Genomic DNA, 17,656 nt, shown 5'->3' with positions numbered 1-17,656 from the left:
AGCTCTTGCCCGTGGCTTCACCACCGCACGGGCAGAGACTCGAAACCGCGGAACATCAGGCTGTGGCACTTGAGCTGCGGCGCCTGCTCCTCGTCCAGGCGCAGGCCCGGCAGACGCGTCAACAGCACCTCGAATGTAATCTCCAGCTCGCGGCGAGCCAGACCCGCGCCAATGCAATGATGGGGCCCGAAGGTGAAGGCCATGTGCTTGTTGTGCAGGTGGTCGCGGCTGATGTCGAACCGATCTGGATCCGGGAAGGCCTGGGGATCGCGGTTGGCGGCGGCCAGCCCCATGAACACCACGTCCCCCTTCTTGATGGTCTTGCCACGCAGCTCGAAGGTCTCCGAGGCGATCCGGTGCATGAAAGGGACCGCCGGACTGAAGCGCAGCATCTCCTCCACGGCGGACTTCACCAGGCCGAGATCCGACTGGAGTTTCTGGAGTTCCTCCGGATGCGTCAGCAGCGCGTACAGACCGTTGCTGATCTGATCCGTGGTGGTGGTGTGTCCGGCGAAGAGGATGAGGCTGGTGTTGGACACCAGCTCGTCCAGGGTCATGCGCCCTGCCGCCTGCTCCTGCAGCATCTTGCTGAGCGCGTCCTGCCCGGGGTTGTGGCGACGCTCCTCGATGAGGCCCTTGAGATATTGGACCAACTCCCCGATCGCCTTGTTGCTCTCACGGGCCAATGCCACCACGTCGGTGCCCGCGGCGGGGGCATTGAAATCCGCGATGGGGTGCGACCACTCCAGGAACCTGTCGCGATCCTCCCGGGGAATCCCGAGGAACTCCGCGATCACGATGGGAGGCAGCTGGGTGGAGACCGCCTTCACCACGTCCATGCGCCCCTGTTGCATGACCCGATCCACCAACTGCTCCGCGGTCTGGCGGATGGCCGGGCGCCAGGCATCGAGCGCCTGGGGCGAGAACCCCGCGGAGGTCTGCCGGCGCATCCGGATATGCTCCGGGCCGTCCCTCATGGACATCTGATGCGAGAGCGACCACATCAGATTGTCGATGAGGCCCGGGCCAATCTGCTCGAGCGGCCCGAGTTGGGCCTGGTAGAACGCCATCCGGTTGGCGCTCAGGCGCGGATCGCGAAAGCAGTTCAGCACGTCGTCGTAGCGCGTGATGAACCACGCATGCACCGCGTCCGACCAATAGACCGGGTCTACCTCTCTCAGCCGCTTGTAGAGAGGAAGGGGCTCGAGGAGATTCTTGGGGCTGACGGGATTGCCGTCGAACTGCTCCGCTTCGCTCGCCATGGCGTCCCTGGTAGAAGTGACAGGCTCGGTGGGGTCGGGCACGAGCGGGAGGCTAAGCGCTACGGGCGGGGTTGTCGACGTTCGTGAGACCCAGAGTGTGCCGGACGCGATGCCCTGGCGCCGTGCTCCGCGGAGCGCCCGCGGAACCCGCCGGGTCAGGACCAGCGGGCCCAACCCCTGACAGTGTGAGCAGCTCGCTCACCCTTTGCGCGCCATGAATTCGCGGATGTACGGGATGACCTGTGCCGACCGCTGCAAGGTGACCCAGTGTGTCGCCCCTGGGAATTTATGGAGGGTGAGATCGGGCACGTATTCTTCCAACCCATTGAGGCAGTCCGACAGGAGTGCGCGGTCTGCATCCCCCCAGAGCATCAACACGGGGAAGTTCACCTTCCACCTCTCCTGGGGCACCCCCTCCAGGAGGTTGCTGCCACCCGGGTAGCCCTTGCCGTCCGGTGGGCCGAGCCTCGCGGCCCGGTAGTAGTTGAGGATGGCCTCGATGGCGCCAGGAGCCCCCCAGGTCCGTACCCACTCCTCGACATCCTCGTCCGAGAGCTGCGCCCCCCCTTTGCGAGCGTCCTCGATGACCGACTGGCGCATGAACGCGAAGTCGTTTGCCGCCAGTTGGGCGCCGATGCCCGGAATGGAGAAGGTCAGCATGTATCTGCTGGCCTCCTGCTGCCTCGGGTTCTCCCGCAGCTCGCGGTTGAACAGGGCAGGGTGTGTGATGTTGGCGGTGATGAACCTTCGGACGCACTCCGGGTATCGCAGCGCGAAGCTCCAGCCCAGCAGCGCGCCCCAGTCCTGGCTCACCACGGTGACCTCGCGCAGGCCCAGGTGCTCCAACAGCGCGCGCACGTCCTCCACCAGCAGGTTGATGCCGTACTGCTCGACTTCGTTGGGGCGTGTGGTCTGGTTGTAACCCCGGAGATCTGGAGCGATGACCAGATGGTCTTTCGAGAACTCCGCGAGATACCGCTTCCAGACTCCCCAGTATTCAGGACATCCATGGAGGAAGAGGATGGGCTCCCCCTTCCCTTCCATGACGTAGTGCATCCGGATGCCGTTGATGTTCGCGTAGGCGTGCTGCATGTCATTCATCCAGGGGAAGTAGGTGCGCTCGCCGCACTCCGTTCCAGATGATGCCACTTCGGCAGCATGCCGCTAATCGGAATCAGGAGCACATCTGCTCGACGTGCTCAGGCTGTGAACAGAACACGACAGTGAGGTGCGGAGGGTGCCGAGGTAGAGGCACGGTCGACGCGTGCCCCCCTCGCAGCGGCAGCCCTCGAACAAGCGCCAGCGGGCCTGGAGCGAACCGCTCAGCCCTGGGCGTCGCCGCGCCCTTCCTGCTTCTGGTCACCCTGCCAACCGTAGTTGCCCACGAACTGGGTCACCGTCTCGGCCACTCCATTCACCACGGTCAGCGCCTCGTCCGAGGCACGCAGCTGCTCCATCGTCTGGTCCATCATCGTGGACAGCTGGGTGACCGCCTGGACGATCTGCACGATTCCGCTGTTCTGCTGCGTCACGGCCGCGGTGATCTGCCGCACCGACGCGGCGTTGTCCCTCACGATGCCCGCGAGCTCCTGGATGCGGGTGCCGAACTCCCGCACCTGGACGATACTGGCCTCCACGCGCACGGTGCCCTGCTCCATCATCGACACCGAGGTGCGAATGGCCGAGCTGATGTCCAGGAGGATCTCCCGCACCTTGGTGGTCGCCTTGATGGACTGATCCGCCAGCGAGCGGATCTCGCGCGCCACCACACCGAAACCCCGGCCGTGCTCACCCGAGCGCACGGCCTCGATGGCGGCGTTGAGCGCCAGCATGTTCGACTGGTCGGCCAGATCCTTCACCGTGGTCGTGATGTTGCCGATCTGACGCGCCCGATCTCCAAGCGCCTTGATCTGCCGCGACATCTCTCGCACCTGATCGCCGATCTGCTGGATGCTGTCGAGGCTGTGCTCGATGGCGGACTGACCCAGCCGGCTGATCTCGTCGGCCTTCTCCGTCTTGTGCAGGATGTCTTCGGCCTTCTGGGCGGCGAGCGCGGAGGTCTCCTTGATCTCCTGGGTGGTGACCTGGGTCTCCTGCAAGGCCGTCGCCTGGAGGGTGAGCATCTCCGTCTGCTTGGAGGTGGACGACCCCAGCTGCTGGGCCGAGCCGCGCAGGTTGTTCGCCGACTCTCCCAGCGACAGCGAGAAGGCGCGCAGCTGCTCGAAGGCCTGCGCGGTGGCCAGCGAGAGATCGCCCACCTCATCGGTGGAGATCCAATCCGGCAGCTTCGGCTTGCCCGACGCCAGGGCCTGCATGGCCTCTTGCACGCACCGGGCCGCCTCGGACTGGTGCTGGGCAATCCGCCACGCGGACAGCGCGGCGTTGAGCAGCAGGAAGATGCCCAGCAACGTCAACGGAACCCCGATGCTCACCTTCAGCTTGTCGACGGATTGCTCCAGCACCTCCAGGAACGGGAGCGAGGAGTTGCTCACCACGAGGTTGCGCATCTCCTCATAGGCGCCGAGCGCCTCCTTCCCCACGATGGTGGCGGTGAACACCAACGTGTTCGCCACGAACAACCCGAACGCGTAGGGCAGGTACCAGCGCTGCCGCGGCCACAAGAGTCCACCCCCCCGGAGGGCCGCCTCGGGATGCCGATGGAACTCCTCGATGGCGTACGGGCTCATGAGCTTCTCGAGGGCGAGCCGGATCTGCAGCCAGACCAGCAGCGAAATCAGCATCGCGACGAGCGTGGCCCAGGGCACCACCCAGAGGCTCGTCCCGTAATAGAGGGCCGGAAGGCCCACGTACAGACCGACACCAATGCCCGTCCCCGTCGTGAGGTACATCTCAATCGTACGCGGCACCTTCAAGATGCGCGTCAACCGATCGCCGGGCTTGTCCTCGGCATTGTGGGCGAGCGCCTTCTTCAGCGTGGTGCGGATGACGAAAAAGGGCAGCAGCAGACCCAGCGTCACGATGAGCCCCGGAAGCAGCGCGATGGCGATGTTGCGCGACCGCTCTCCCTCGTGATCCATGATCAGCATGGTCAAGTAGACCAACGGCGGCGTCGCCATGCCCGAGTGGTTCTGATAGCTCTGGAACAGCTTTTTGGTGATCGCGTTCAGCTCAGTTGGCGTCATTTCTAGAAGCGCCCTTAAGTGGCCCTGCTGGAGGTACTGGTTGACCCGACCATAGCCGACCCGGAAAGCGCAGTGAAGTGCAGGTCGTCCCCTGGCTCGGAGAGCAGAAATACGGGGCCCCGTCCCCTTGCCCGGATTGCCGCGAGATGAACCCAGGAGGTCGGTTCAGGAAACCCGATTCCATTGAAAGATTTCTCGTTTTACGGCTTATCCTGTATTTTGACTTTCCAAGAAGATTCTGCTAAGAGAGGTCGCTCTATGGCCTCCTGAGTTGGGGGCAACCGTGGCCCCTGCCCGTCCGAAAGGTGGGTCAACATGCGAGGGGGGTCGAGGAGACAGGGCCCAATGGACTCCAAAGCATTGACTGAGTCGTGGCCGACAGAAACGCCTTCCGGGACGCAGGAGGAGAGTCAGCGTCCGCGGTCACGCGCCCTGTGGGCATTGGTGGCACACGAGGTGTCCTTCATCTATCAGGTCATCCGGAGGGACATCTCCTCGGCGGTGATGCCGGGCCTCATCTTCGGGCTGGCGGCCTGGCATACCGCGGGAAGTTCCGCGCTCGAGCTGGTGCCGCAGCTGGGGCGGGGCCTGCTGTACTTCACGCTCTACGCCTTCACGTTCTGTCTCTCCAACCAGCTCATGGGTGTGGAGGAGGATCGGATCAACAAGCCGGACCGCCCGCTGGCACGAGGAATGGTGTCGCTCCGGGGCGCGAGCATCCGGTGGGTGCTCGCCATGACCCTCTACACGCTGGTGGGCTGGTGGTTCGGGGTGTTGGAGTGGACCCTGCTCTGGCAGGCAGTGACCATCGTCCACAACCTGCTGCGCGGTGCGCGCAACTGGTTCATCAAGAACCTGTCGATGGGGCTGGGGGTATGGGCGTCACTGGAAGCGGGATGGAGGATCGCGTCCCCCATCGTTCCCCAGGGAGCCAACGAATGGCTCACCTTCCTGTCCGTGTCCGTCTTCCTGCTGGTGCCGCTGCAGGACCTGCGTGACATCGAAGGGGACAGGGACTGCGGGCGCAAGACATTCCCGATGGTGTTCGGCATCACGGCCACGCGCAGATTCCTGGGCGTTGGCTTCGCCGCGCTGGCGGTGCTCACCCACCTGCTGATGATGCGGCTGGTGGGCGCGCCCGCGACGATGGCCGGCGCCTCGCCTCAGGTGCTCGTCTTCGATGCCCTGCTCGCGCTCACGAGCTTGATGATCTGCATCCAGGTGCTCACCCGGCACCGCCCCGAGCAGGACCACAAGACCTACATGCACTACACCTACTGGTACTGCCTGGCGCTCGCGAGCACCTTCGTGCTCGTCTGAGGAGATACCCGTCGCGGGGCGAGATGCGGACCCACCGCCACCAGACAGGTGGAGGTGGGGTCCGCGGACTCGGAGCCCCGCCGCCCGTCCGGACCATCACGACGAGGCGTGAGAGGTCCCGGCCTTCGGCGGGCGTGCCGTCAACACGCGCCACAGCATGCCAGGTGAGAACAACGTCGCGGGGGACTTCAGCATGTGCTGCACGTTCGCGAAGCTGCGGACGACCTCCTCGTCATGCGCGGCCAGGGAGATGATCTGCTTGGTGTACCAGGTCATCAACCCGAAGCCGGGAGGCCGGGCGCCCTCCACCTCCGGGTGGCTCATGTCCTGGCTCATGGCCATCATCCACGGCAACAGCAACACGGAGGGCACCTGCTTGCGGAACCGCTGCGCCAGGCCCGTGAGGGAACCCGGAGCCTGGTTGCGCAAACACTTGTCGAGCAGCATCACCTGCAGGGCAGCGGACGTCATGCCCTGGCCGTACAGCGGGTTGAGGCTGCACACCGCATCCCCGAGCACCACCAGGTGCTCAGGGAAGCGATCCATCTGATCGTAATGCCGGCGCTGGCTGCCGGGAATCTTGTGCTGGACGATCGGCCCCGCCGGCTCGGCGTCCTTGATGGCATCATGGACGTCGGGCCGCGCCAACGAGCGCGCGTATTCCAGGAACCCGGCATCGTCCATCGGAGCATGCTCCTTGAGGTAACCCGCCAGCGTCACGAGCCAGCGGTCCTTCTCGATGGGGAAGATCATGCCCACGCGCTTGCCATGGGGCGGCTCGGCGTAGATGGCCACCATCAACCAATCGGCCTGGTGGTTCTTGGGCCGGTGGAAGATACGGCTGGTGTAGCAGACGTCCGTCTTGACGAGTGTCTGCGGTACACGAGGATAGCCGAGTTGCTCCAACCACTGGGGCGTCTGGGAGCCACGGCCGCTCGCGTCCACCACGAGGTCCACTCCGTCCAGGACCGTCTCGGCCTCCCCCTTGCGGTGGAGCCGGATACCCGTGACGCGCGTGTTGTCCGGGGTGGCCAGGTAGCCCTTGGCCTCGCAGCGCTCCATGACCTCCACGTTGTGCAATGCCCGCACGCGCTGACGCACCTTCCAGTCCAGCAACCCCCGGCTCTGGCTGTAGGCGATCACCCCCGTCTTGGCGCGTACCAACCAATAGCCCGAGTGGAACCAGGCCGCGTCGGACATCTCCGCGGGGGTCGAACCCGCCGCCACGAGCTCCTCGAAGAGCCCTGGGAAGAGCTCCGCCATGATTTGAGCGCCCTTGGCCAGCAACACGTGGGGGTGTTGGATCTGGGGCGTGCCCTTGCGTGGCTCCGGATCGTCCCGCAGTTCGTCTCGCTCGATGAGGGTGACCTTCTCGAACTGATCGGACAGGACCCGGGTCGTCAGAAGACCCGCCATGCTCGAACCGAGTACGACCGCGTGCTTGCCCACCTTACCGTTCGCGTCACCCGACATCGTCATCACCCTCAGTCTGGGAGGAATTTTACAGGCTGAAGAATAACCGATGAGCGTGTGCGCGCCCAAGCAGCGGGTGAGGACAGAGGAGAAGCCGGGCTCATGCACGGCAGGCGGGCAGGTGCGGAGCGCGTCCGGACGAGCGCTCCGGCGGAGTTGGATTGCTGTCCGCCACGTGCTCCTGGCAAGGTCGGCCGCTTCCACGCAACCGACTCGAAGCCCATGCCCCTCTCCCAGCAGGCCAGGACCCGCCTCGCGGTGGTGGCTACGGCCTTCGCCCTCCCCCTCCTCTACTTCCACCGGGCGGCCTTCTCCGGGAAGATCTTCGCCTCGCGCGACATCCTCCGCGTCTACTACCCGCTCAAGCAGTACTGGGCCGAGCGCGTCTCGCAGCTCCAGTTCCCCGACTGGTACCCGTACAACGCGCTGGGGCAGCCCTACCCGGGGATGCTCATCTCCGGGGCCTTCCACCCGGCCAACCTGCTCTACCTGCTGCTGCCGCCCGGCACGGCGCTCAAGCTGATCACGCTGCTCTCCTACGTGGCGGCCCTGGGAGGCACGTTCCTCTTCGCCCGGCTCTGGAGCCTGGGCCCCGGTCCCGCCCTGTTCGCGGGGCTCACCTACGCGCTGTGCGGCTACATGGTGGGCATCAGCAACAACCTGCTCTACCTCATGGCGGCCAGCACGTTCCCCTGGGCCCTCTGGGGCGCCGAGCGCTTCCTGCGTGCGCCCTCCGTGGGCCGCGCCACCGCCGCCGCCCTCCCGCTGAGCCTCGTCCTCCTCAGCGGAGATGCCCAGAGCTTCGCCCTGTGCAACGGCATGCTGCTGGTGCTCGTGCTGCTGCGCCCGGCTCGCGTGGACGCGCTGCGGGCCGCGCCCCGGGCCGGACTGCTCATCGTGCTCGGCGCGCTGCTGTGCGCGGTGCAGATCCTCCCCGTCCTCACCACCCTCCAGAACGCCTGGCCCAGCGCGCCCACGCTCCAGGTGGCCACCTCCTTCTCGTTCCATCCCCTGCGGCTGCTCGAGCTCGCCCTCGGGGCGCTCTTCCTGGATCCGGAGTCGGGCACGGCGGCCTCGAGCGCGATGGCGGATGAGCTGTTCCTGACGGGAATGGGCGGCTTCTGGGTGCACTCGGTGTACATGGGGCTCCCGGCCGTCCTCCTGCTGGGCGGAGCCCTGTGGACCTGGCGGCGCCACCCGCTGGCCTGGAAGGTGTCCGCCGTCACGCTGGCCATCCTCGCCCTGACGCTGGCGCACCAAGTCCCGCTCTACCGCTGGTTCTACCAGTGGGTTCCTCTCTGGAAGGCCTTCCGCTACCCGGAGAAGATGCTGCCCTACGTCCTGTTCCCCCTCGCCCTGGGCGCTGGCGCCGGGCTGGAGGCCGTCCTCCGGGACTCCGCCCTGTCGCGGCGGCTCGGCCAGGCCGGACTCGTGCTCGCCGGTGTTCTCGGGCTGCTCGCGCTGGGCGAGTGGCGGTGGCGGCTGTTCTCCAACGGCGTCATCCCCTCCCTCTGGGAGAAGGCGGATCCCCCCTCCCTCGAGATCCTCCACGGCAACTTCCTCCAGGCCGCCGGAGTGGGGGCCGTCACGCTCGCGCTGATGGGCGGGGTGCTGGCACGCGCCCTCTCCCCGGCGCGGTGCGTGGCCGCCGTGCTCGGGCTCCAGTTCGCCGTCCTCTACCAGGCCAACGAGGGCACCTACCACGTGACCTATGTGGACGTGCTGGAACGGCCCACGGGCTTCCTGAAGCTCCTCTTGAAGCGGGAGGCGGACGCGGGCCCGGTGCGGCCACGGGTCTTCGCGGGCGCGGAGGATCTCTCTCCCCGCGAGGTCCCCGAGGAGCTCCATCCCGTGGACCTCATGTCCATCAACTTCGTCGCGGGGCTCGCGCCGGACACGCCCGCGCTCTGGCACCTCGAGAGCGCCGGGCCCTACCTGCCCGCCGCCTCCCGCCGGCTGGCCGGACTGCTCTACTCGCCCGACTCCGCCCGCCTCTGGTTGAGCCGCCTCTCGGGCCTCTACCACGTGCGCTACCTCACCCTGGAGACACGCACCTATCAGCAGATGTCCGGCAACTGGGATGTGGTCCTCGGCCAGGATCGTCTCCTGGGGCCGGGCGTGGTGCTGCTCAACAATCCGAACACGCTGCCTCGCGCCTACCTGGCCACGCCCGTCTGCGTGCCAGATGAATCCTCCGCGCGCGCCCTCGTCCTCTCGCGCGCCTTCCACCCCCACCAGCAGGCGGTGCTGGAGTGCCCGCCCGGAACCCCGCGCGACGCGGCACCTCCCTCCCCCGGAGAGCCCGGCCAGGTGCGCATCGTCCACTACGCGCCGGAGTCCGTGGAGCTCGAGGTGGACGCTCGCGTGCCGGCGGCCCTGGTGCTCAACGACGCCTTCTACGACGGGTGGAGCGCGACGCTGGACGGACAGCCCACGCCCATCCTCCCGGCCAACCTCGCGGTGCGCGGCGTGCGCGTGCCCGCGGGCTCCCACCGCGTCTCCTTCACCTACCGCACGCCCCGTCTGATGCTCGGGGCCTTCATCTCCCTCGCGACCCTGGGGCTGCTCGGGCTCGCGGTGCTCGTGGAGCGCCGCAAGCGGGGAAGGCGTGCGCTCAGTCCATCAGCCGGTTGAGGCTGAGATCCAACCTGCTGCGCACCAGCCCCAGGAGGCTCTCCAGCTCGGAGCCATCCAGCTTCAGCCGGGAGGCCAGCTCCCCCCGGGTGAGCTTCAGCAACCGCTCGCGGGACTGCATCACCCGGCGCGCGATGCTGGAGCGGGGCTCGCCATACATCGTCGCCAGCCGGTCCATGGTGAGGCCATGGATGTGGTGCAGCCGCAGCAGGGCCCGCTCGCCCTCGGGCATGGCGGCCAGGGCCGTGCGCAGCGCGGTGACGAGCGCCTGGCGCGAGTCCTCCTTGAGGAGCTCCCGCTCCGGGTCATCCGGTGCCAGCATCCGCGCGAGCGTCTCCGGCGGCTCGTCGAAGAGCTCCTGGCGTCCGTCCTGGCTCGCCAGCTCGCCCACGATGCGCACCCCGATGATGCGCACCCAGGCCAGCAGCGGTCCCCGGCCCGAGTAGTCGGCGATCCGCGGAGGCGTGTCCCCCCGGCCCAGCAACAGCCGCTGGCGCATCACCTGGAGCACCTCGTCCACGGTGGACGCGGCGAGCTGTCCGAGCCGCGCGGGGACCTTCTGGAGCACATGCTGCTCGAAGGCGAGCAGGGCCTGGCGCTCCCCCACGGCGCAGGCACACGCCAGGTACAGATCTGCCCCATGGAGGTGGCGCAGCACCTCGGCGCCGCCTTCCGCGGGCAGGTGCCGGGCCAGGTGCCGCACGAAGGTCTCCGCCGGGAGCGTGACGGCGGGCCAGGCCTCCCGCCCCGTGCGCAGCAGCTCCCGAAGGAGTGTCTCCAGCTCCTCCACCCCCTCCACCCCGGCGCTCCGCTCCGGCGGCACATGGGCCCGCAGCAGCGCGGCGAGGGAGTCCACGTCCTGAGTCCCGCTCATGGCGTCACCGCCTTGCGCGCCACGGAGGACGGCGCCGGGTGCCGCTCCTGCCAGGCCGTCACCTCCCGCAGCTCCACGCGCGCCCGCGTGCCCAGGGCGGTCATCTGCGCCCGCGCCTCCTCCGCCAGGGCGGCGGCCCGCGCGAGCTCCACGGCGGGCTCCCGCTCTCCGAGCGCCCGGGCCAGCAGGAAGGAGACCCAGGCCTCGTCCAGCGGATCCCTCGGGGCCCGCGCGTTGAGGCGGCGGGCCCGCTCGAGCAGCGGCACCGCCCGCTCCGCGTCACCGAGCGCCAGGTGCGCCTCCGCGACACACGCGAGATCCATCGCCACGTCCGGGGTCTCCGAGCCCTGCGCCTTTTCGTCATTGCCCAGGGCGCGCTGGCAGTACGCGAGCGCCTTGCGGGGCGCACCGGCCTCCAGCTCGAGCCGGGCCAGGGGGCGCAGCGCGTTGTTGACGGTGGCGCTGTCCGGGCCGTTCTCCTTCTCCCACAGGTGCAGGGCGCGCAGCAGGTGGCGCCGCGCCTCGTCCTGGTGGCCCATCCGCTGCTGGACGACCCCGAGGAACATCAGCGGCCCGGCGGCCCGCGGCGAGTCCGGACCCAGCGCGCTCTGGATGCGCTCCAGGGCCTGCCGCTGGTAGCCGAGCGCCTCGTCGAGGTTCTGGGAGTCGTAGGCCACCATCCCGAGCGCGCTCAGCGCGGTGGCGGTGTTGGGATGATTCGGGCCCTTGCTGCGCTCGAAGATGGCGAGCGCCCGCTGGAGGTACCGCCGGGCCTCGTCCAGCCGGCCCTGGTCGCGCAGGGCCGAGCCGAGGTTGTTGAGCGGAGGGCCGAGGCTGGGATGATCCGGGGGGCGCGAGGCCTCCAGGAGCGCCAGGGCGCGGATCCACGCGGAGATCGCCTCGTCGCGCTGGCCCAGGGCCAGCAGCGCCGTGGCGAGGTTGCTGAGGTTGAGGGCGAGCGCGGGGTGCTCGGAGCCCCAGAGACTCTCGCGCAGCTCCTGGGCCTGACGGTACAGCGCCAGCGCCTCCGCCGGCCGGTTCTGGCGGGAGCGGACCCGGCCCAGGCTGGAGAGGAAATAGGAGGTGCGCAGGCTGTCGGGCCCGTACGTCTTGCGCGACAGCGCCAGGCCCTGGGTGAGCTCCTCGTCCGCCTGCTCCAGCTTGCCCTGGACGAGCCGCACCCCGCCCAGCCGCAGGTGGAGATCCGTGGCGATGGCCGGGAAGCGCTCGCGTCCCAGCCGCTCCACCACGGCCCGGGCGTGCTGGGCGAGCCGATCCGCCTCCTCCACGCGCGCCATCTGATCTCCCACGATCCACACGAGGAGCACCCATACGCGCGCCACCGTCTCGTCATCGCGGCCGGCCTCGGCGGCCCAGAGGGCGCGGTAGAGGATGTCCTCGGCCTCCTTCGACTTGCCCGCGTGGCCGTGGAGCTGGCCGCGCAGCAGCAGCACCTCCGCCTCCAGCGGACGGTAGTCGAGTCCGTTGATCTCCTGGAGGAGGGCCGCCGTCATCTCGATGCCCTCGGCGTGCCGGCCGGCCTCCATGCGGGCGCGGGCCTCGGCCAGCTTGCGGCGAGCGGCATCCACGCGGGGACGGAGCAGCTCGGGCGGCTGGGGCCGGGTGGAGCTGGCCGGAGCGTCCCGGCACCCGGCGAGCCCCTCGAGCGAGGCCACGAGCTGCGGCACGTTCTGCACCGTCTGCGCGTCCGCCTTCTCCAGCACCTCGGTGACGGCGGCGAACTGCCACAGCCGGGCGTCGAGGCACGCGGCGGTCTGCAACGCGAGGCCCGAGGTGCCTCCGTCGTCCGACGCCAGGCAGGACTCGGTGCGCAGCGAGCGCCAGAGGGAGGCGTGGGCATCCAGCGCGGAGGAGAGCTTCTCCCAGGCATCCGCGGCATAGGGCTTCTTCGTGGCGAGGAAGACGGCACGCACCCGCTCGCGCCGCGCGGGACCCCAGGCCGCGTCGAGCTTCTCCGCCTCCTGCGCGCAACGCACCTCGCGCCGGTGTGCCGCCACGTAGCCCATGGCCACGCCCATCAGACAGGCCATGGCGGCGGACACGGCCACCCAGGTGCGCACGCGGCCGGGCCCCGGGTCGAGCGCCGCCAGCAGGGCCTCCATGGAGGGGAAGCGATCCGCGGGCTTGGGCCGCAACCCGCGCAGCACCGCGTTGCGCACCCGCGCGGGCACCTTCGAGTCGCGCCCGGGCGGCTTCACCCTGCCCTCGCGCGCGGAGCGGCCGAGCTCCTCCAGGCTCAGGCCCTCGAAGGGCCGCACCCCGTGGAGCGCCTCGTAGAGGGCCACGCAGAAGCTGAACTGGTCCGAGAGCGCGTCCACCCCATGGCCCTCGAGCTGCTCCGGCGCCATGTAGGCCGGCGTCCCCAGCAGTGCCCCCGTCCGGGTGAGCAGTCCGAGGGAGTCCTCCTGCGCCACGGGCACCTGGGCCGAGGAAGGCTCCGGGAGCGCGCCCGCGGAGGTGATGGGGCGAGCCAGTCCGAAGTCCGTGACACGTGCCCGGCCATCCCGGCCCACCAGGACGTTGGCGGGCTTGAAGTCCCGGTGCACCAACCCCGCCGCGTGCGCGGCCGCCAGCCCCCGCCCCGCGTCCACGAAGACCCGCAGCACCTCGCGCCAGGGCCGCGGCTCCTTCAACCAGTCCGCCAGCGTGGTGCCATCCACCAGCTCCAACGCCAGGAAGACGCCGTCTCCACACATGCCCACGTCATGCACGGCGACGACGTGGGGATGGGAGAGCCGGGCCAGCGCCTGGGCCTCGCGCAGCAGCCGCTGCCTCAGCTCCTCCACATGGCGGCCCTCGGGACGCAGCAGCTTGAGGGCCACCTGCCGGTCCAGCTCCGGGTCATACGCCGCGTACACCACCCCCATGGCGCCGGAGCCGATCCGCTCCTGCACCACGTACCGGGAGAGCGTCGCGCCCCGGGCCAGCGCCTCGGCGCCCCCGGAAGAGGACACGTCCGGGACACCGGCCGTCGGCGTGGAGTCGCCGCCCGCCGCCAGCGCCCGCTGGCATCCGGCACAGCCCTCCACGTGCGCCAGCACCTCCTGCCTGCGCGCCTCCGGCAGCAGTCCCACCAGGAAGTCGCTCAGCGTCGTTTCGTCTGGGCACCCCATCCGAATCCCAAATTATCAGGGTCAGGGATTTCTTGTATATCCGAACTGGCGCTTTGGTACCGTTACGTCGGAAGAGTAGCGGCTGCCGGAAATGTCCGGAAAAGCACGCTACAATGGGCGGCATGGATCTGTCCGTCTGGTTGACGAACTTCCGGGAGCTGCACGAGCGCGCGCGCCGCAGGCTGCACACGAGCGATGAGCGGGCGCTGTACCTGGAGGCTCGCGAGCAGCTCGCACGCTCCCTGCTCGCGGCCCAGGGCCACAACCTGCAACCGGGAGCCAGTGCCCGGCGCAACTTCCGCGTGCCCAAGGGGATGCACGTGGACGTCAGCTTCCGTGCCGGCGCCCTGCGCAGCCGCACCCTGGACATCTCCTCCGGGGGCTTCTCCTGCTTGATGGGGGGTGCCCCCGGCGAGGGCACGCTCGGCGGTTTCGTGCTGTGGATGCCGGGGCAGGACGAGGGGCCCGTGGTGGGACGCGCGCGCATCGTCGCGGCGACCCCGCCCTCCGAGCACGGCAACCAGCGGGTGTCCTTCACCTTCGAGGACGTGAGCGACGAGGATCGCGAGCGGCTGGAGATGCTGATCTTCGACCTGGCGCTCGGCTACATCGTGGCCTGAGCGGCCGCGCGGGCCCGGGCCCTCACTTCGGTTCGGAGAGCCGGGCGCGGAGGAGCAGATCCTCCCCCACCTGCTCGAAGGAGAGCTTGCCCACCGTGAGCGCGCGGGCCATCTGCTTCACGCCCAGCGAGCCGGACCAGGACAGGCCCTCGCCGCCGATGAGCTTGGGGGCGACGAAGAGCAGCAGCTCGTCCGCGAGCCCTCCACGCAGGAACGAGCCGTACATCTCCGCGCCGCCCTCCACCAGCACGTGGTTGAGGCCCTCCTTGGCGAGGCGGCGCATCAGCGCCTCGAGGTCCACGCGGCCCTGCTTCGCGGGCATCTGCCAGACCTCGGCGCCCGTGGCGGTGAGGCGCTTCGCCTTGCGGCCGGTGGGGTCCTCCAGCGTGGCCACCACGGTGCGGGCCGGGGAGCGCTGGGTGAAGACGGTGAGCTTCGGGGACAGGCGCAGGTGCGAGTCCACCACCACGCGCACGGGATCCTTCCCGGTGCCCTCGGGGAGCCGCGTGGTGAGCTGGGGATTGTCCCGCTGGACCGTGGTGGCGCCCACGAGGATGACGTCCACCTGGTCGCGCAGCCGGTGCACCCACGCCCGGGCCTGCTCGCCCGTCACCCAGCGCGAGTCACCCGTGGCGGTGGCCAGCTTGCCATCCAGCGTCACCGCCGCCTTGAGGGTGACGTAGGGCAGGCCGGTGCTCATGGCCTTGAAGAAGGGGCGGTTGAGCTTGTCGGCCTCCTCCTTCAGCACGCCGGTGACGACCTCCACGCCCGCGCGCCGCAGCCGCGCCACGCCCTTGCCATTCACCTTGGGGTTGGGATCCGACGAGCCGACGAAGACGCGGCGCACGCCGGCATCGAGCACGGCCTGGCTGCACGGCGGGGTGCGCCCATAGTGGTCGCACGGCTCCAGCGTCGTGTAGAGGTCCGCCCCGCGCGCCCTGGCTCCCGCGGCCTCCAGCGCCACCACCTCGGCGTGGGCCGTGCCCGCCCGCCGGTGGTAGCCCCGCGCGATGATGCGCCCACCCTTCACCAGCACCGCCCCCACCACGGGGTTGGGGCTGGTGCGGCCGAGTCCCTTGGAGGCCTCCTCCAGCGCCAGGCGCATGAAGAACTCGGCCACCGCCCGGTCGAAATCCGCCGCGCGCTTCGCCCTGGGGGTGCGCTTCTGCATCCGCGCTCGCGTCAAGAGCCGCATGGCCCGTCAACCGTCCTTGCCCGCGGGACGCGGCGGCTTGAGCTCCCGCGTCCGGTCAGACAGCAGATCCTTCAGCTCCTCCATGAACTCGGAGATGTCACGGAAGCTCCGGTACACCGAGGCGAAGCGGACATAGGCCACCTCGTCCAGCCCGTGCAGCCGGCGCATCACCTCCTCGCCGATGACCGACGAGGGCACCTCCTTCTCCCCCATGCCCTGCAGCAACCGCTCGATGGCGACCACCGTCTCCTCGAGCTGATCCGCCGACACCGGCCGCTTCTCGCAGGCCTTCTTCAGCCCCGCGAGCAGCTTGTCCCGGTCGAACGTCTCCCGCCGCCCGTCCTTCTTCACGATGAGCGGGTAGAGCTCCTCCACCCGCTCGTACGTGGTGAAGCGCCGCTTGCACTGCAGGCACTCGCGGCGCCGGCGGATGACAGACCCCTCGTGAGACTCGCGCGAGTCGATGACCTTGTTCTCGGCGTCCTGGCAGAAGGGGCAACGCATGAATGGGAGGCAGGGTTACTTCAGCCGCGAGGCGTAGAGCGGGAAGCTCCGGGTGAACTCCTCGATGCGCGAGCGGATGTTGAACAGCCGCTTGTCGTCCGAGGCGTTGTCCAGCGCCTCCACGACGAAGGCGCCGACGGTGGCCATCTCCGCCTCCTTCATCCCGCGCGAGGAGATGGCCGGCGTGCCGATGCGCACGCCCGACGTCACCATGGGCTTCTCCGGGTCGAAGGGGATCATGTTCTTGTTCACCGTGATGCCGGCCTTGCCCAGCACCTCCTCGGCCACCTTGCCGGTGAGGTTCTTGGGGCGCAGGTCCACCAGCATCAGGTGGTTGTCCGTGCCGCCCGAGCACAGGCGCAGGCCGCCGCGCTTGAGGGCCTCGGCCAGGGCCTGGGCGTTGGCGACCATCTGCCGCTGGTAGGCCTTGAACTCGGGGCTGAGCGCCTCGCGGAAGGCCACGGCCTTGGCGGCGATGACGTGCATCAGCGGACCGCCCTGGATGCCCGGGAAGATCTGGCTGTTGAGCGTCTTGCCGTACTGCTCCTTGCTCAGCACGAGGCCACCGCGCGGGCCGCGCAGCGTCTTGTGCGTGGTGGAGGTGACGATGTCCGCCAGGGGCACCGGCGAGGGGTGCACGCCCGCGGCCACCAGGCCGGCGATGTGCGCCATGTCCACCATCATCGCCGCGCCCACGCTGTCGGCGATCTCGCGGAACTTCGCGAAGTCGATGGTGCGCGGGTACGCCGAGGCGCCCACCACCACCACCTTCGGCTTGTGCTCCTTGGCGAGCGCCGCGGCCTGGGCGTAGTCCAGCGTCTCGGTGTCCCGGGTCAGCCCGTAGTGGACGATCTTGTAGAGCTTGCCGGAGAAGTTGAACGCGGCGCCGTGGGTGAGGTGGCCGCCCGAGTTCAAGTCCAGCGAGAGGATGGTGTCACCGGGCTTCATCAGCGCCATGTAGGCGCCCATGTTGGCCTGGCTGCCCGAGTGCGCCTGGACGTTGACGTACTCGGCGCCGAACAGCTCCTTGGCGCGGGAGATGGCGAGGTTCTCCGCCACGTCCACCACCTCGCAACCGCCGTAGTAGCGCTTGCCCGGGTAGCCCTCGGCGTCCTTGTTGGTGAGGATCGAACCGACGGCCTCGAGCACGGCCTCGCTCACCGCGTTCTCCGACGCGATCAGCTCGAGGTTGAGCTCCTGGCGCCGTCCTTCCCTCTGGACGCAGGCGAAAATCTCCGGGTCGGTGCGCTCGAGAGAGTTCACGGCTTCTTCTCCAGGTCGGTCGTGCCGGGCGCCGGCGGGGCGCCGGCCGCGGTGGCGGTCTTGGTGCGAATGGACTCGATCTTGTCGACGCGGCGCTGGTGGCGGCCGCCCTCGAAGCGGCTGTGTACCCAAGTCCGGACGATGTCGCGAATGAGGCGCTCGCCGAGCATCCCGCCGCCGAGGACGAGGACGTTCGCGTCGTTGTGCTGGCGGGAAAGGGCCGCCCCGGTCACG

At 69.0% G+C, this 17,656-nt stretch carries 13 protein-coding genes; 3 read left to right on the top strand and 10 right to left on the bottom strand.

Annotated features, from left to right (window positions below):
• Positions 1–17: 17 nt before the first annotated feature.
• From AC16DP_RS38335 to AC16DP_RS38325, 3 genes are all read right to left on the bottom strand, one after another.
• Positions 18–1,262: a cytochrome P450 gene (locus AC16DP_RS38335; protein ID WP_329728411.1), complete on the bottom strand. Its 1,245-nt coding sequence runs from the start codon at positions 1,260–1,262 to the stop codon at positions 18–20.
• A 198-nt stretch (positions 1,263–1,460) separates the two neighbouring features.
• Positions 1,461–2,354, bottom strand: a complete 894-nt coding sequence (locus tag AC16DP_RS38330; protein ID WP_329728412.1) for an alpha/beta fold hydrolase — start codon at positions 2,352–2,354, stop codon at positions 1,461–1,463.
• A gap of 230 nt (positions 2,355–2,584) precedes the next feature.
• Entirely contained in the window at positions 2,585–4,405 is a 1,821-nt protein-coding gene (locus tag AC16DP_RS38325) for a methyl-accepting chemotaxis protein (protein ID WP_329728413.1), read from the bottom strand.
• A gap of 456 nt (positions 4,406–4,861) precedes the next feature.
• Between AC16DP_RS38325 and AC16DP_RS38320 the strand changes: the two genes are divergently transcribed.
• The gene (locus AC16DP_RS38320) at positions 4,862–5,725 is read left to right on the top strand and encodes a UbiA family prenyltransferase (protein WP_329728414.1); all 864 of its coding nucleotides are present in this window, start codon (positions 4,862–4,864) and stop codon (positions 5,723–5,725) included.
• Positions 5,726–5,821: 96 nt separating this feature from the next.
• Here AC16DP_RS38320 and AC16DP_RS38315 read toward each other — a convergent pair whose 3' ends face one another.
• Positions 5,822–7,198 carry an NAD(P)/FAD-dependent oxidoreductase gene (locus AC16DP_RS38315; protein WP_329728415.1) on the bottom strand — a complete coding sequence of 459 codons (1,377 nt, stop codon included), beginning with the start codon at positions 7,196–7,198 and terminating at the stop codon, positions 5,822–5,824.
• A gap of 222 nt (positions 7,199–7,420) precedes the next feature.
• On the opposite strand from AC16DP_RS38315, the gene AC16DP_RS38310 reads away from it, so the two are divergent.
• Positions 7,421–9,832: a YfhO family protein gene (locus AC16DP_RS38310; RefSeq protein ID WP_329728416.1), complete on the top strand. Its 2,412-nt coding sequence runs from the start codon at positions 7,421–7,423 to the stop codon at positions 9,830–9,832.
• On the opposite strand, the gene AC16DP_RS38305 is transcribed toward AC16DP_RS38310, so the two are convergent.
• Positions 9,813–10,706 (bottom strand): sigma factor-like helix-turn-helix DNA-binding protein, encoded by an 894-nt coding sequence (locus tag AC16DP_RS38305; RefSeq protein ID WP_329728417.1) that lies wholly within the window; start codon positions 10,704–10,706, stop codon positions 9,813–9,815. The two genes, AC16DP_RS38310 and AC16DP_RS38305, sit on opposite strands and share 20 nt — an antisense overlap.
• Complete coding sequence (locus AC16DP_RS38300) at positions 10,703–13,840, bottom strand: serine/threonine-protein kinase (protein WP_329728418.1); 3,138 nt, start codon at positions 13,838–13,840, stop codon at positions 10,703–10,705. The genes AC16DP_RS38305 and AC16DP_RS38300 overlap by 4 nt, the downstream gene beginning before the upstream one ends.
• Before the next feature lie 122 nt (positions 13,841–13,962).
• Between AC16DP_RS38300 and AC16DP_RS38295 the strand changes: the two genes are divergently transcribed.
• On the top strand, positions 13,963–14,460 hold the full coding sequence (locus AC16DP_RS38295) for a PilZ domain-containing protein (protein ID WP_329728419.1): 498 nt from the start codon (positions 13,963–13,965) through the stop codon (positions 14,458–14,460).
• Between the two features lie 22 nt (positions 14,461–14,482).
• On the opposite strand, the gene ribD is transcribed toward AC16DP_RS38295, so the two are convergent.
• The 4 genes from ribD to AC16DP_RS38275 all read right to left on the bottom strand — a co-directional run.
• A complete protein-coding gene (gene ribD, locus AC16DP_RS38290; RefSeq protein ID WP_329728420.1) occupies positions 14,483–15,655 on the bottom strand; it encodes a bifunctional diaminohydroxyphosphoribosylaminopyrimidine deaminase/5-amino-6-(5-phosphoribosylamino)uracil reductase RibD in 1,173 nt (390 codons plus the stop codon).
• A 6-nt stretch (positions 15,656–15,661) separates the two neighbouring features.
• Positions 15,662–16,159, bottom strand: coding sequence for a transcriptional regulator NrdR (nrdR, locus tag AC16DP_RS38285; protein ID WP_047856817.1), 498 nt, complete (start codon positions 16,157–16,159; stop codon positions 15,662–15,664).
• Positions 16,160–16,174: 15 nt separating this feature from the next.
• Positions 16,175–17,422: a serine hydroxymethyltransferase gene (gene glyA / locus AC16DP_RS38280; protein ID WP_483956953.1), complete on the bottom strand. Its 1,248-nt coding sequence runs from the start codon at positions 17,420–17,422 to the stop codon at positions 16,175–16,177.
• A partial coding sequence (locus AC16DP_RS38275; protein WP_483956952.1) for an RpiB/LacA/LacB family sugar-phosphate isomerase occupies positions 17,419–17,656 on the bottom strand: 238 nt, incomplete at its 5' end. The genes glyA and AC16DP_RS38275, both read right to left, overlap by 4 nt.

It is taken from the genome of Archangium sp., from assembly GCF_057119385.1.
Note: the sequence above shows the minus strand (reverse complement) of the source record. Positions and strands in the feature narration are given on the sequence as shown.